Origin of the sequence: Arthrobacter mangrovi (assembly GCF_026011795.1) — a bacterium.
Taxonomy (GTDB): domain Bacteria; phylum Actinomycetota; class Actinomycetes; order Actinomycetales; family Micrococcaceae; genus Crystallibacter; species Crystallibacter mangrovi.
This window is the reverse complement of sequence record NZ_BRVS01000007.1, coordinates 176,630-191,417: the sequence shown is the minus strand read 5'-3', so window position 1 is coordinate 191,417 and position 14,788 is coordinate 176,630. Positions and strand designations below refer to the sequence as shown.

The 14,788-nt window shown below is 68.5% G+C and carries 12 protein-coding genes; 8 read left to right on the top strand and 4 right to left on the bottom strand.

What is annotated here, in order from left to right; genetic code table 11:
* Positions 1-41: 41 nt before the first annotated feature.
* Together AHIS1636_RS09345 and AHIS1636_RS09340 are read right to left on the bottom strand one after the other, a co-directional pair.
* Positions 42-1,481, bottom strand: a complete 1,440-nt coding sequence (locus tag AHIS1636_RS09345) for a DUF349 domain-containing protein (RefSeq protein ID WP_264795560.1) — start codon at positions 1,479-1,481, stop codon at positions 42-44.
* A 62-nt stretch (positions 1,482-1,543) separates the two neighbouring features.
* The gene (locus AHIS1636_RS09340; RefSeq protein WP_264795559.1) at positions 1,544-2,338 is read right to left on the bottom strand and encodes a peptidylprolyl isomerase; all 795 of its coding nucleotides are present in this window, start codon (positions 2,336-2,338) and stop codon (positions 1,544-1,546) included.
* Positions 2,339-2,495: 157 nt separating this feature from the next.
* Between AHIS1636_RS09340 and hisS the strand changes: the two genes are divergently transcribed.
* Complete coding sequence (gene hisS, locus AHIS1636_RS09335) at positions 2,496-3,851, top strand: histidine--tRNA ligase (protein WP_264795558.1); 1,356 nt, start codon at positions 2,496-2,498, stop codon at positions 3,849-3,851.
* 39 nt (positions 3,852-3,890) lie between these two features.
* Here the strand turns inward: hisS and AHIS1636_RS09330 are convergent, their stop codons facing one another.
* Positions 3,891-5,144, bottom strand: a complete 1,254-nt coding sequence (locus tag AHIS1636_RS09330) for an APC family permease (RefSeq protein ID WP_264795557.1) — start codon at positions 5,142-5,144, stop codon at positions 3,891-3,893.
* Between the two features lie 199 nt (positions 5,145-5,343).
* Between AHIS1636_RS09330 and aspS the strand changes: the two genes are divergently transcribed.
* Both aspS and AHIS1636_RS09320 read left to right on the top strand, forming a co-directional pair.
* Positions 5,344-7,170, top strand: coding sequence for an aspartate--tRNA ligase (gene aspS / locus AHIS1636_RS09325; RefSeq protein ID WP_264795556.1), 1,827 nt, complete (start codon positions 5,344-5,346; stop codon positions 7,168-7,170).
* Positions 7,171-7,303: 133 nt separating this feature from the next.
* Positions 7,304-8,716, top strand: coding sequence for a replication-associated recombination protein A (locus tag AHIS1636_RS09320; RefSeq protein ID WP_264795555.1), 1,413 nt, complete (start codon positions 7,304-7,306; stop codon positions 8,714-8,716).
* A gap of 85 nt (positions 8,717-8,801) precedes the next feature.
* Here AHIS1636_RS09320 and dtd read toward each other — a convergent pair whose 3' ends face one another.
* Positions 8,802-9,254 carry a D-aminoacyl-tRNA deacylase gene (dtd, locus tag AHIS1636_RS09315; RefSeq protein ID WP_264795554.1) on the bottom strand — a complete coding sequence of 151 codons (453 nt, stop codon included), beginning with the start codon at positions 9,252-9,254 and terminating at the stop codon, positions 8,802-8,804.
* A 337-nt stretch (positions 9,255-9,591) separates the two neighbouring features.
* On the opposite strand from dtd, the gene AHIS1636_RS09310 reads away from it, so the two are divergent.
* The 5 genes from AHIS1636_RS09310 (at position 9,592) to alaS (ending at position 14,779) form a co-directional block, all read left to right on the top strand.
* Positions 9,592-10,308, top strand: a complete 717-nt coding sequence (locus AHIS1636_RS09310; protein WP_264795553.1) for a DUF2238 domain-containing protein — start codon at positions 9,592-9,594, stop codon at positions 10,306-10,308.
* 238 nt (positions 10,309-10,546) lie between these two features.
* Positions 10,547-11,173: a 30S ribosomal protein S4 gene (rpsD, locus tag AHIS1636_RS09305; protein WP_264795552.1), complete on the top strand. Its 627-nt coding sequence runs from the start codon at positions 10,547-10,549 to the stop codon at positions 11,171-11,173.
* Positions 11,174-11,401: 228 nt separating this feature from the next.
* A complete protein-coding gene (locus AHIS1636_RS09300) occupies positions 11,402-11,779 on the top strand; it encodes a DUF948 domain-containing protein (RefSeq protein ID WP_264795551.1) in 378 nt (125 codons plus the stop codon).
* Positions 11,780-11,801: 22 nt separating this feature from the next.
* Entirely contained in the window at positions 11,802-12,035 is a 234-nt protein-coding gene (locus AHIS1636_RS09295) for a hypothetical protein (RefSeq protein ID WP_264795550.1), read from the top strand.
* A gap of 62 nt (positions 12,036-12,097) precedes the next feature.
* Positions 12,098-14,779, top strand: coding sequence for an alanine--tRNA ligase (gene alaS, locus AHIS1636_RS09290; protein ID WP_264795549.1), 2,682 nt, complete (start codon positions 12,098-12,100; stop codon positions 14,777-14,779).
* Positions 14,780-14,788: the final 9 nt, after the last annotated feature.

Here is a 14,788-nt window from a genome sequence, read left to right as displayed (position 1 = left end):
ACATCAGGTTCCGCCCCCTGGGCGTGTGTAGGTGCGGTGCGTTAGGAGAAGTCCTGGGCCGACTTCTGCAGCGTGTCAAGCCACTGCTTGCGCGCATCCAGCGCTTCCCGAGCCTCCTCGATCTTCCGCTGGTTCCCGTCAGCTTCCGCCTTGGCCAGGTCTTCCTCCAGGCCGGCGATCGCCGATTCAAGCTGGCTCAGGGCGCTGTTGGTCCGGGCCTTGGTCTCCGGATTGCTCCGCCGCCACTGCTCGTCCTCTGCCGCCTTGAGCGCGTCCTCGACCTTGCGCAGGCCGCCCTCGATACGGTGCATGTCGCCGCGCGGAACCTTGCCGATTTCCTCCCAGCGGTCGCGGATGGACTGAAGCCCCTTGCGCGCCGCGGCGAGGTCCTCGATGGGCAGCAGGGCCTGTGCCTCCGCGACCAGCGCTTCCTTCGCGGCGAGGTTGCCCTCGTACTCCTTGTCGATGGCCTGGTTGGCCTCCTGGCGCGCGGCGAAGAACTTGTCCTGCGCCGCCCGGAAGCGGGCCCACAGGGCGTCGTCGTCCTTGCGGCTTGCGCGCTTCGAAGCCTTCCACTGGTCCATCAGCCGCCGGTATTCGCCGGCCGTTGCACCCCAGTCGGTGGAGTCGGAGAGCGCCTCTGCCTGGGCAATGAGGTCTTCCTTCGCAGCCTTGGCCGCGGCGTTGTCGCTGTCCAGCTGGCTGAAGTAGGCGCGGCGGTGCCGGTCGAAGACCGTGCGGGCGGAGCGGAACCGCTTCCAGAGCGAGTCTTCGGTGGAGCGGCCCAGGCGGACCCCGTTCTTCTGCGCGGCCTTCCAGTTCTCGAAGAGCTCGTTCATTCGGGCGCTGCTGGTCTTCCACTGCACCGACGCCGGGTCCTTGGCCGCGATGGCTTCGGCCTCGGCCACGATGGCCTCCCGGGCGGCCAGCTCAGCGGAGCGCTGGGCCTCGTGGGCCTCCTTCTCCGCGCGCTGCAGGCCGGTGATGGCTTCATCCAGGCTGTTCAGGCGGGCTTCCAGGGCGGGTACATCGCCGACCATGTGCCGCTCGGCCACCTGGGCCCGCAGGTGTTCGAGGGTCTTGTGCATGTCCGTCGACGGAGCCTTTGCCTCCACGCGCTGCTCCAACAGCGCGGTCTGCGCCGCTACGTCGTCGTACTTGCGCACGAAGTACGCCAGCGCTTCCTCGGCCGATGCGTCCGGATACTGTCCTACCGGGTGCTCCTCGCCGTCGAGGATGAGGAACACATGGCCGTCCTCGGCAACGCGGCCCCATTTCGCGGCCTCGGAGAGGGGAGTGGAGTGGACGGCTGGAGCCGGCGCAACGGGTGCGGGCGAGCCGGACGGCGCGGACTTCGTGGCCAGCGCGGAAGGGGTCGGCCGGGCCATCATCGAAGGCTTGATGCTGCCCGGCGTCGGGCGGCCCTCGGCTTCGGTTGCGGGGGTCCGGGCCGTGTCGTCGGATTTCTGACTATCTGTCACCGCTAAAACTCTTTCATTGGTTCGGTGGTGGGCCCGCACGGCCGCACCGGTACTTCGCAGGGTCAATCCAAGGTCAATGCGTCGATCGTTACGGCCATCTTAGGCGTTCCGTCCTGACTGCCGGTTTCCGTGACACCACCTTCTGCGATCCTTCGGACTACGTCGAGCCCTCCGGATACCTTACCCATAATGGTGTAGCCGCCGGTATCCTGCGGGATAGTGCTGTCCTTGTAGGCAATAAAGAACTGCGTCCCGTTGCTGAAGGGGCTTTGTCCGCGCGCGACGGCGATGGTGCCGGCCGGGTACGAGCCGTCCGCCGGGGAATTCTCCACCGGCCCCCACTGGAATTCGGGATCCCCGCCGCCCTTGCCGTCGACCGAGCCGCACTGCAGCACCCCCATGCTCGGGGCCGTGGTCAGCCGGTGGCAGTTCTTGCCCTTGAAGAACCCGTCATCGGCCAGGGACTTGAAGACGGAGACCGCCTGCGGGGCCGCCTTGCCGTCCAGCTCCACGGTGATGTCGCCCTGGTTCGTGGAGAGCGTGCCGGAGAGCACCCGCCCGCCGGCGAGGTCGGGGGAGGGGATGTGGGCTGCGTTCGTCGCCCGCGGGGAGGCCTGGCCCGAGGGGATGCTCTCTTCGATGCCGCTGCGCACCTTTTCAACCTCGGAAGGCGTCGGGTTGCTGTTGAACACGGTCAGCTGGACCAGGACGCCGGCAACCACGGCCACCGCGATGGCGGACGCGCCGATGACGTTGTCCCGCTTGCGCCGCCGCAGCTGGTCCTGCCGCAGGGCGCGCTTGGCCTCCATCCGGGCGACCCTGCGCCTCATGTCGCGGTTCTCGCGTCTGGCAGCCACCGTGCTCCTCCTCCCGGCGTGCGCTCGGCCTGGTCGGGGCCGCGCGCCGGTGCCGTAAAATAGTCCGGCAGCCAGTTTAGGCATTCATCGAACGGCACGGCCGACCAACCATGGCGCGTCGGCGGCCTTCCCACGAGCAACCAGGAGATATCCACGCATGGCACGCAAAGCCTCCCTGTCAGGTTTTCCGGAATGGCTTCCGCAGGAGAGGCTCGTGGAGCTGCATGTGCTGGACAGCCTGCGGCGCACCTTCGAGCTGCACGGTTTCTCGTCCATTGAAACCCGGGCTGTGGAGACCATCGGCCAGCTGCTGCGCAAAGGCGAGATCGACAAGGAGGTCTACGGGCTGCATCGGCTGCAGGCCGATGAAGATCCGGGTGCCCCGGACCAGGACAAGCTCGCGCTGCACTTCGACCTGACCGTGCCGTTCGCGCGCTACGTGGTGGAAAACGCCGGCCACCTGGCCTTCCCCTTCCGCCGCTACCAGATCCAGAAGGTGTGGCGCGGGGAGCGGCCGCAGGAGGGCCGTGCCCGCGAGTTCACCCAGGCGGACATCGATGTCGTCGGCGACGGCGAGCTGCCTTTCCGTTACGACGTTGAACTGGCGCTGGTCATCGTCGAAGCGCTGGGTGCCCTGCCCATCCCGGATTTCCGGCTGCGGGTCAACAACCGCAAGCTGGCCGAGGGCTTCTACCGCGGGATCGGCCTCGACGACACGGCCGGTGTGCTGCGCAGCATCGACAAGCTGGAAAAGATCGGCCCCGAGAAGGTCTCCGCCCTGCTGCAGGAGGAGCTGGGCGCCACCTTGGAACAGGCCGAGGCAGCCCTCAAGCTGGCCTCCATCCGGACGGAGGACACCTCGTTCGTGGAGCAGGTCCGCGCCCTGGGCGTCAGCAACGAACTGCTGGACACCGGCCTGGACGAGCTCGAGCAGGTCATCGCCGAGGCATCGCGCCGGGCCCCCGGACGGGTGCTGGCGGACCTGAGCATCGCCCGCGGCCTGGACTACTACACCGGCACCGTCTACGAGACCGTCCTGGTCGGCCACGAGCAGCTTGGCTCCATCTGCTCCGGCGGCCGCTACGACGCCCTCGCCTCCAAGGGGAACCGGAAATTCCCCGGCGTCGGCCTGTCCATCGGTGTCACCCGCCTCGTGATGCGGATCCTGGCCCAGGACTTCGCCACAGCCTCCCGCCAGGTGCCGACGGCGGTGCTGGTCACCCTGGCCAATGACGACAGCTGGTCGCAGGCCCAGGACGTCGCCGCCCAGCTGCGCAGCCGGGGCATCAGCGTGGAAGTGGCGGCCAAGGCGGAGAAGTTCGGCAAGCAGATCAAGTACGCGGACCGGCGCGGCATCCCGTTCGTCTGGTTCACCACGGACGACGGCGGCGCAGTGGTCCACGAGGTCAAGGACATCCGCTCCGGCGAGCAGGTGCCTGCCGACCCGGCGCTGTGGACGCCGCCGGCCGAGGACCTGCAGCCGCAGATCGTCGCCGCGGGCCCGCGGGACTGACGCCGGCGGGGCCGGCCCCGGCCGCTCTGCGGGCGGGGCTCAGGAGTGGTTCCGGGCACGGCCGCCCGGCTTGAGCACCGCCCGTCCGAGCAGCCCCACGGCGAGCACGGCCGCCATCGTCAATACCGAGGCCAGCGGCAGCGTGAAGGCCAGCAGCAGGCAGCCGGCCAGGCCGAGGATGTTCAGCGCCTTCGGCGCGTACCAGGGCCGGTTCTCGAGCGTCAGGGCGGAGGCATTCGTGACGGCGTAGTAGATCAGCACGCCGAAGCTGGAGAAGCCGACCACGGCGAGCACGTCCTGCGTCAGGAGCAGGAAGATCACGACGACGGCGACGGTCAGGTCCGCGAGGTACGGAACCTTGAACCGCTGCCAGACCGTGGCCAGGCCCCGCGGCAGGTCCCCCTCGCGCGCCATCGCGAACATCGTGCGGCTGACGCCGGCGATCAGGGCCAGCAGGGCGCCGAGGCTGCCCAGCGTGGCGGCAATAGTGACGGCGGCAGTGCCGACCCCGCCGCCGACGGCTTCACCCACCGCCAGGAGCGGGGCCGGGGTCGCGGCGAGCAGGCCCGCGCCCATGAAGTCCAGCAGCGCCAGGCCCAGGGCGACGTACAGCACCAGGGTGAAGGCGAGGGCGCCCATGATGGCGCGCGGGATCAGCTTGGCCGGGTCCCGGACCTCCTCGCCCATGGTGGCGATCCGGGCATAGCCGGCGAACGCGAAGAAGAACAGTCCCGCCGCCTGGAGCACGCCGTAGGGACTCGTCTCGACGGCCGCCGTCGTCCCTCCGATGGGCGCGGCATCGAAGGCGACCACCACGAGGAACACCAGGACCGCCACCACGATGGAGACGAACCAGCGCGTCATCCAGGCCGTGCGCGTGATGCCCATCAGGTTGATTCCCGTCAGGAGCACGACGGCGGCTACCGCGGCCGCCGTGGCATAGGCCGGAAAGGCGTAGAGGCCGAAGGCCAGCGCCATGGCCGCGCACGAGGACGTCTTGCCCGTGATGTACCCCCAGCCGGCCAGGAAGCCGGGCCATTCGCCCAGCTGGCGGCGCCCGTAGATGTAGGTGCCGCCGCTGGTGGGGTGGATGGCGGCCAGCTGCGCGGACGCCATGGCATTGCAGTAGGCGACGATGGCGGCGACCGCCAGGGACAGCAGCAGCCAGCTGCCGGCCGCGCCGGCGGCGGGGGAAAAGACCACGAAGACGCCGGCGCCCACCATGGAGCCCACGCCCACCGTGGTGGCGTCGAAGCCGCCGAGTCTGCGTTCCAATGCCGATTCACTGCTCACAGGATTCTTCCGCCCATCGATACTTCCGGATCGTGCCCGGCCGGTGCTGCTGCCCCGAGGCTGGTCCGGCTGCTGTCCGGACAGCGGGCCGATCGACGGTAAACTCGTTCACGACTCATCTCGAGAACTACTCTAATCACTTGCCGCCGGCGCGGAGTCCCGCAGCCGCCCAGGAAGTGAGGCAACTGAAAGGAATGCTGTGCTGCGCACACATGAACTCGGCTCGTTGAGGGCCGAGCACATCGGACAGACCGTCACCCTCGCCGGTTGGGTGGCCCGGCGGCGCGACCACGGCGGTGTGGCATTCCTCGACCTTCGCGATGCCTCCGGCGTCGCCCAGGTCGTGGTCCGGGAAGAGGACGTCTTCCACGGCCTGCGCAACGAATACGTGCTGCAGATCAAGGGCACCGTGGAGAAGCGCCCCGAGGGCAACGAAAACCCGGCCCTCGCCACCGGTGAGATCGAAGTGATCGCCGAGGACGTCGTCGTACTCAGCTCCTCCGAGCCGCTGCCGTTCCAGATCGACGAGCACGTGGAGGTGGGCGAGGAAGCCCGCCTGAAGCACCGCTACCTCGACCTGCGCCGCCCCGGCCCCGCCGCGGCCCTGCGGCTGCGCTCCGAAGCCAACCGCGTCGCGCGGCAGCTGCTGCACGAGGACGGCTTCGTCGAGATCGAGACGCCGACCCTGACCCGTTCCACCCCGGAAGGCGCCCGCGACTTCCTGGTCCCGGCCCGCCTGGCCCCCGGCTCCTGGTACGCGCTGCCGCAGTCGCCGCAGCTCTTCAAGCAGCTGCTGCAAGTCGGCGGCTTCGAGAAGTACTACCAGATCGCGCGCTGCTACCGGGACGAGGATTTCCGTGCCGACCGGCAGCCGGAATTCACCCAGCTGGACATCGAGGCCAGCTTCGTGGAGCAGGACGACATCATCGGCCTGGGCGAGCGGATCGTGCAGGCGCTGTGGCGGCTGATCGACGTCGAAATCCCCACCCCGATCCGGCGGATGACCTATGCCGAGGCGATGGACAAGTACGGCACGGACAAGCCTGACCTGCGCTTCGGCCTGGAGCTGACCGAGCTGACGGAATTCTTCAAGGACACCACCTTCCGCGTGTTCCAGGCTCCGTACGTCGGCGCCGTCGTGATGCCCGGCGGCGCATCGCAGGCGCGCCGGACGCTGGATGCCTGGCAGGAGTGGGCCAAGCAGCGCGGCGCGAAGGGGCTGGCGTACGTGCTGGTCCAGGAGTCCGGCGAGCTGACCGGCCCGGTGGCCAAGAACCTCACCGACTTCGAGCGCGAAAACCTGGCCGGCACCGTTGGCGCGAAGCCCGGCGACTGCGTCTTCTTCGCCGCCGGCGAGCGTGCGCCGTCGCGTGCGCTGCTCGGCGCGGCACGTGTGGAGATCGGACACCGCACTGGCCTGATCAAGGACGGCGACTGGTCGTTCCTGTGGGTCGTCGACGCCCCTATGTTCGAGCCGGCCGAGGCCGCGGTGGCCTCCGGGGACGTGGCCGTGGGCGGCGGCAAGTGGACCGCCGTGCACCACGCCTTCACGTCGCCGAGGCCCGAGTTCATGGACAGCTTCGACAAGGATCCCGAGTCCGCGCTCTCCTTCGCGTACGACATCGTCTGCAACGGCAACGAGATCGGCGGCGGCTCCATCCGTATCCACCAGCGGGATGTTCAGGAGCGGGTCTTCAAGGTCATGGGGCTGGACAAGGAGTCGGCACAGACGAAGTTCGGCTTCCTGCTCGAGGGCTTCAAGTACGGCGCACCGCCGCACGGCGGCATTGCCTTCGGCTGGGACCGCGTGGTCGCGCTGCTCGCCGGCGAGGAATCCATCCGCGAAGTGATCGCATTCCCGAAGACCGGCGGCGGCTTCGACCCGCTGACCGCTGCACCGGCGCCCATCACGGCGCAGCAGCGCAAGGAAGCCGGCGTGGACTTCAAGCCGCAGCCCAAGGAGCCGAAGGCCGCTGAAGGCAAGACTGCTGAAGGCAAGGCAGCGGAGGGCAAGGCAGCGAACTAAGCCGTCCCGGCGCACCGGAACGCACAGGAAAGGGAGGCAAGCCAATTGGCTTGCCTCCCTTTCAGCGTCCCGGAGCGCCGTCCGCGTGGAGCAGCGTCCCGGCGGAGGCGCGCCAACGTAATAGCCTTGAGGGGTGAGTGATTTGTTCAGTGCCGCCGCGGGCGATGAGGATGAGTACGACGGCGGTGCCGGCGACTTCGCGGACGGTGGTGCCGGATCCGGGCGGCCCCGGAGTCCGCTGGCGGTCCGGATGCGGCCGCGCAGCCTGGACGAGGTGGTGGGCCAGCAGCATCTCCTGCAGCCGGGTTCGCCGCTGCGGATGCTGGCTGCCGGGGGCAGCGCCGGGGGGCCCGCCGGTCCGTCATCCGTCATGCTGTGGGGACCGCCCGGAACAGGCAAGACGACGCTGGCCCACGTCATCGCCCGGGGCCCCGGACGGAAGTTCGTGGAGCTCTCGGCGATCACGGCCGGCGTCAAGGACGTCCGGCGCGTCATGGACGACGCGCTGACCGCCCGCGACCTCCACTCGACCACCACGGTGCTGTTCCTGGACGAGATCCACCGCTTCAACAAGGCCCAGCAGGACGCGCTGCTGCCCGGGGTGGAAAACCGCTGGGTGGTCCTGATCGCCGCCACCACCGAGAACCCGTCCTTTTCGGTGGTTTCTCCGTTGCTTTCGCGATCCCTGCTGCTGACGCTGAAGCCGCTGACCGCCGGGGACATCGAGGCTCTGCTGCTGCGCGCGGTCGAGGACGAACGCGGGCTGGCGGGTACCGTGGAGCTGGCGCCCGAGGCTCTGGAGCATCTGGTCCGCCTGGCCGCCGGGGACGCCCGCCGCGGACTGACCGCGCTGGAGGCGGCCGCCGGCGTCGCATGGAGCGAGGCCGGCTCGCCGGATACCGCCGGTCCGGTCCTAGTGGAGCTGGAGCACGCCGAGCAGGCGGTCGACCGCGCCGCGCTCCGCTACGACCGGGCGGGCGACCAGCACTACGACGTCACCAGCGCCTTCATCAAATCCATGCGCGGCTCCGACGTCGATGCCTCCCTGCACTATCTGGCGCGGATGCTGGAGGCGGGGGAGGACCCCCGGTTCGTGGCGCGCCGGATCATCATCTCTGCGGCGGAGGACGTAGGCATGGCGGATCCGACGGCGCTGCAGACCGCCGTGGCTGCGGCCCAGGCGGTGCAGCTGATCGGGATGCCGGAGGGGCGGCTCGTGCTCGCCGAGGCCGTGGTCCACATCGCCACCGCGCCGAAATCCAACGCTGCCTACAACGGCATCAACGCGGCGGTCGCGGACGTACGGGCCGGCCGGGGCCAGGGGGTCCCGACGCACCTGCGCGATTCCCACTATCCCGGAGCCAAGCAGCTGGGCCACGGCAAGGGGTACGTCTACTCGCACGATGAGCCGCACGCCATCGCGCGGCAGCAGTATCCGCCGGACGACCTCGTCGGCCGCGACTACTACCAGCCGAACGGCAACGGGGCGGAACGCGAGATCTCGGCGCGGCTGGACCGCCTGCGCAAGATCATCCGCGGAAAATAGGCTGCCGCAGGCCGGGACGCTCCGACCCCGCCTCCGCCGAAGGGCGGTGGAACGGGCAGCTTGCCGCTGCCGGCGGGGTTTCCGGTCAGCCCCGGCGTGGCTTCGCGAAGTCCTCGGTGTCCAGGCTGATCGTGAACGGGCCGGAGTTCACCAGCTCAACCTCCATCATCGCGCCGAAGATGCCGGTCTCCACGCGCGCGCCGAGGTCCCGGAGCCCGGTCACGAGGCTGTCGATGAGCGGCTCGCTGGTTTCGCCCGGTGCGGCAGCAGACCAGGACGGGCGCCGGCCGCGCCGGGTGTCGGCGTAGAGGGTGAATTGACTGACCACCAACAGCGGGGCCGAGACGTCGGAGCAGGATTTTTCGCCCTCCAGGATGCGCAGGTTCCAGATCTTCTGCGCAAGCAATGCCGCCTCGGCCTCGCTGTCGGTGTGGGTGGCACCGGCCAGCACCAGCAGGCCGGGTTCGTCGATGGCTCCGACAATCTTTCCCTCGACGCTGACGCTGGCGCGGCTGACCCGCTGGAGTATGGCTCGCATTCCTCCAGCGTAGTGGCGGGGCCATGCAGAAGCCCGTGTCGGAAAACGATGACGCATATCATTCCTCCCGCGTGTGGCCATCGTTACACTCAAGGTGTGACGGACAAGGCCGGTTCGGTTTTGTGACTGCTGCCGGTCCGTCCGGGTGCCGCACCGCCGCGGGGTGGCGGGGTGGCTCTAGGGGCAGGTCCGCAGGGCCGGGCCTAACGCGAACGGCGGCCGCGTCCGATTGGGGGAGAATGCCATGCACTCCGATCCCGTTCCGCAGGAAGAGCCCGCCGAAACTGCCGGAACCCGCGGCCAGGCCGGCGGGAACCCGGAACATGCGGCGGTCCACATGCCCGTGAACGGCAACCCGTCCGCTGTGGGGGGTCACGCCGCCGTGCCGGCTCTGCCCTTCCGTTCGGTCCTCCGATCGGTCCTGGATGCCCCCGCAACGAGGATGCTTGTTGTGGTGGAGGTGTTTTTTCTTGGTGTCCTGGCGGCCGCCGGCCTGGCGCAGGCCTGGAGCGACTCGGCCGTCCCGGCCATGCTGATCGCGGCGGCACTGATTCCTTCCGCGGTGGAACTGGCGTTCAATAGCCGGTGCCCGACCTGGCTGCACGGCTGCTATTTCGTGTTCCTGCTTGCGGGGCCGTTCGTTGGCACCCAGATGCGGCTCTACGCTTTCTGGACTTTGTGGGACAAGCCTGTGCACGCGTTTTCAGGCGCTTTGGTCGGTTGGGCCACAGTGTTCGCGCTTGGAGTCGCATGCCGACGGACGCAGCTTGCCCTTCCCCCGTTCCTGATGGTGGCGGGGGTGGTGCTGGCCGGAGGGTTCATCGCGGCAATGTGGGAAATCGCCGAATTCACCAGCGACCATTTCCTGGGAACCCGTGCCCAGAATGCGGGCCTGGTGGACACCGTGACGGACATGATGTGCGGCATCCTGGGGGTTGCCGCTGTGGCGGTCGTCGCGGGCCTTCACTTCCGGGGCCGCCCGTCCGTCCTGATCGGTTCGCTGGTTCGAAGCCCCGACATTATTCCTCCCGCGCCACCCAGGGAACAGCGGTAGCCTGCGTCCATCCACGGTCTGCAACCGGCGCAACACTCTGGCGCTCCGGGCCGCCGCCATTTGATGCTAGGATTGTTCGCTGACTGGCAAGCCGCTTTCTGCGCCGTCGTTCCCGGAATGGATTTTCGCCTGGGTGGGACGTGCGCTCCGGGCGGTTGTAGCTGAAGGCAGCGGTGACCAACGCTCTCCGATCGTGGAGGCCAGCAGATCACTTCACCGCATGAATTGGAAGGACATCGTGGCTAACAACACACGAGCCCGCCGCAAGGTCCGCATTTCGCGGTCCCTGGGAATTGCCCTGACCCCCAAGGCCGAGAAGTACATGGAGCGCCGCCCGTACGGTCCCGGCCAGCATGGTCGTGCCCGCCGCAAGCAGGACAGCGACTACGCCGTCCGCCTGCGCGAAAAGCAGCGCCTGCGTGCCCAGTACGGCATCCGCGAAGCACAGATGACCCGTGTCTTCGAAGAGGCCCGCAACACCGCCGGCCTGACCGGTGAAAACCTGATCGAGCTGCTGGAAATGCGTCTTGACGCGCTGGTCCTGCGTGCCGGCTTCGCCCGCACCATCGCCCAGGCCCGCCAGCTGGTCGTGCACCGCCACATCATGGTTGATGGCAAGCGCGTGGACCGTCCGTCCTTCCGCGTTGCCGAAGGCCAGCTGGTGCACGTGCACGAGCGCTCCGAGAAGATGCCGCCGTTCCAGGTTGCGGCAGCCGGCGCCCACCGCGACGTTCTGCCGACGGTTCCGGCCTACCTGGATGTCCAGCTTGAGAAGCTCCAGGCCCGCCTGGTCCGCCGCCCCAAGCGCGCCGAGGTTCCGGTCACCTGCGAAGAGCAGCTGGTCGTCGAGTACTACGCACGCTAATCCCGGCCGGGAGCCGGTCTCCGTCTGACGAGGACCGGCTGCGGACAACTGGATACCGCAGCAGCGGAACCCCTACTGAACAGCCCGTGGCAAGCGCCGCGGGCTGTTCAGTAGGTAAGGTACATATGAGGTGCGGATGCACTTCAGACGCAAAGCACCGACGTCGCCAGCCGAATCCAGTGCCGTGAACGGCCGGGCGGGACGCGCACAAAACTGCAAAGGAGTTCCATGTCAGGTGGAGATATTGCCGGTCTGATCGCCGCGGGCGTGTTCGCCGTGCTGGTGGCCCTGCTGGCCGTCCCGGTCTTGAAGCTGGGGAAGGTCTTCGACGAGCTCCGCACCACTATCCGGTCCATCAGCGACGGGACCACCCCGCTGATCGATGAGGTGACCACCACGGTCAACACCACGAACGAGCAGCTCAAGAAGGTCGACGGAATCTCGTCCAACGTATCGGACGCGACCGCCAACGTTTCGGCACTCTCCTCGCTGGTCGCGGCGACGATCGGCTCGCCGCTGATCAAGGTCGCGGCGTTCTCCTACGGTGTGCGCACCGCCTTCTCTGCCCGATCCAAGTCCACCGGCCGCGGCCGGCGCAGCCGCTGACGGCTGAGGGAGGAACCACATTATGAAGCGGCTCATCTGGATGGGCGCCGGCATCGCGATCGGCGTCCTGGCCATGCGCAAACTCAACTCGGCCAAGCAGGCCATTGGCCCCGAGGGCCTTAACCGCGCCGTGGCGGGCGTGGCCGACAGCATCGCGGATTTCGCGAACGCGCTGCGGGAAGGCATGACCGAGCGGGAAGCGGACCTCCGCGTTGCGCTCGGCATCGATTCCGCAGATGACGTCCGGACGCGCTAGATTTTTCTCCGGCAGCTTTCCGCTCGCCGCATTTTGTACCACCGGAAGGGTAATTAGGCACCATGAAGTCCCATGAGATCGTCCGCCGCTGGCTCGACTTCTTCGAGAAAAAGGGACACGCCGTCGTGCCCTCGGCGTCGCTGGTCTCGCCCGACCCCTCGCTGCTCTTCACGGTGGCCGGCATGGTGCCGTTCATTCCCTACCTGACGGCGCGAGAGACGCCGCCGTTCAACCGCGCGACGAGTGTCCAGAAGTGCATCCGCACCGCCGACATCGAGGAAGTCGGCAAGACCGTCCGGCACGGCACGTTCTTCCAGATGTGCGGCAACTTCTCCTTCGGCGACTACTTCAAGGAGCAGGCCATTCCCTTCGCCTGGGAGCTGCTCACCACGCCGGTCGAAGAAGGCGGCTACGGCCTCCCGGCCGACCGTCTCTGGGTGACGGTCTACGAGGAGGATGACGAGGCCCTGGCCATCTGGCGGGACAAAGTCGGCGTGCCGGCCGAACGCATCCAGAAGTCCGGCAAGAAGGACAACTACTGGTCCACCGGCCAGCCCGGCCCCGCCGGTCCGTGCTCGGAGATCTTCTACGACCGCGGCCCCGAGTACGGTATCGAGGGCGGCCCCATCGCGGACGAGACGCGCTACGTCGAAATCTGGAACCTGGTCTTCATGCAGTACCAGCGCGGCGAGGGCATCGGCAAGGAGGACTTCGAAATCCTCGGCGAACTGCCGAAGAAGAACATCGACACCGGGCTCGGCATGGAGCGCCTGGCCATGATCCTCCAGGGTGTGGAGAACATGTACGAGACGGACCAGGTCCGCCCCGTGCTCGACAAGGCGGCCGAGCTGTCCGGCAAGGAATACACCAGTGCCGAGTCCGACGACGATCCCCACCACACGGACGACGTCCGCCTTCGCGTGGTCGCGGACCATGTCCGCTCCGCCCTCATGCTGATTTCCGACGGCGTGACGCCGTCCAACGAGGGACGCGGCTACGTGCTGCGGCGCCTGATCCGCCGCGCCGTCCGGGCCATGCGGCTGCTCGGGGTCGAGCAGGCTGTCCTCCCCGAACTGCTGCCCGTCTCCCGCGACGCGATGAAGGGCACCTACCCGGTCGTCGAGTCGGACTTCGAACGCATCAGCCGGATTGCCTACGCGGAGGAGAAGGCGTTCCTGCGCACCATTGCCTCCGGTACGGCCCGGCTGGACGAAGCGGTGAAGGAATCCAAGGCCGCGGGCAAGCCGCTGTCCGGCGAAGACGCCTTCACCCTGCACGACACCTACGGCTTCCCGATCGACCTCACCCTGGAAATGGCGGAGGAAGCCGGCCTGCAGGTCGATGAGGCGGGCTTCCGCAGCCTGATGGCCGAACAGCGCCAGCGCGCGCAGGCGGACTCGCGCAACAAGAAGTCCGGCCACGCCGATGTCCGGGTCTTCAAGGAGATGCTCGCCGCCGGCGAGACGGTCTTCACCGGCTACGACGAGCTGACCACCGAATCCACCGTCCGCGGCATCGTCAGCGACGGAGCTACCGTGGGCTACGCGGGCCAGGGCGACGAAATCGAACTCGTGCTGAACGAGACCCCCTTCTACGCCGAGGCGGGTGGCCAGGCCGCCGACGTCGGCCTGATCACCGGCGACGGCTTCGTCGTGGAGGTCATGGACGTGCAGCGCCCGGTCAAGGGCCTCAGCGTGCACAAGGCGGTGGTCCGCGAAGGCGAGATTTCGTCCGATGCCAAGGTGCTGGCCGCCGTCGACGAGCAGCGCCGCCAGGCGGGAGAGCAGGCCCACACCGGCACGCACATCGTGCACGCGGCCCTGCACCAGATCCTGGGCCCGGAGGCGCTCCAGCGCGGCTCCTTCAATAAGGCCGGCTACCTCCGGTTCGACTTCTCCTGGGGCGAGGGCATCAGCGCCGCCGCGAAGTCGGAGATCGAGGAAGTGTCCAACCTGGCGATCCGGAACAACTTCGGCGTCACCACCAGGGTCATGCCGCTGGCCGAGGCCAGGGCGCTGGGCGCCACGGCATTGTTCGGCGAAGCCTATGGGGATACCGTCCGCGTGGTGGAGATCGACGGCGCCTGGTCGCGCGAGCTCTGCGGCGGCACGCACGTCGACAGCACCGCGGAGATCGGCAGCCTGACCCTGCTCGGCGAACAGTCCGTCGGGTCGGGCAACCGCCGCGTCGAGGCCTTCGTCGGCATGGAGGCGTTCCGCCACCTTGCCGCCGAACGCGCGCTCGTGACCGAATTGTCCGAGATGCTGAAGGTGCCCGGCCCGCAGCTGCCGGACCGCATCGCCGCCACCCTGGCCAAGCTCAAGGCAGCCGAGAAGGAACTGGACAAGCTGCGCAAGGAGCAGCTCGCAGCCTCTGCCGGGAAGCTTGTGGACCAGGCCCGGGACGTGGCCGGTGTGCGGCTGCTGGCGCACAACGCCGGCTCGCTCGGCGGTGCCGATGACCTGCGGTCGCTGGCGCTGGACCTGCGGACCCGCCTGGGCAGCGACGCCGCCGCGGTGGCGCTCACCGCCGTCGCGAACGGCCGCCCGCTGGTCCTCGTGGCCACCAACGAAGCCGCCCGCCAGGCCGGAGTGAAGGCCGGGGCACTCGTCAAGACCGCCGCAGGGGTACTCGGCGGCGGCGGAGGCGGCAAGGATGACGTCGCCCAGGGCGGCGGCCAGGACGCCTCGAAGATCGACGACGCGCTGGCCGCAATCGTCGCGGCCGTGGCCAACCGGGGCTAAGGCGCACAA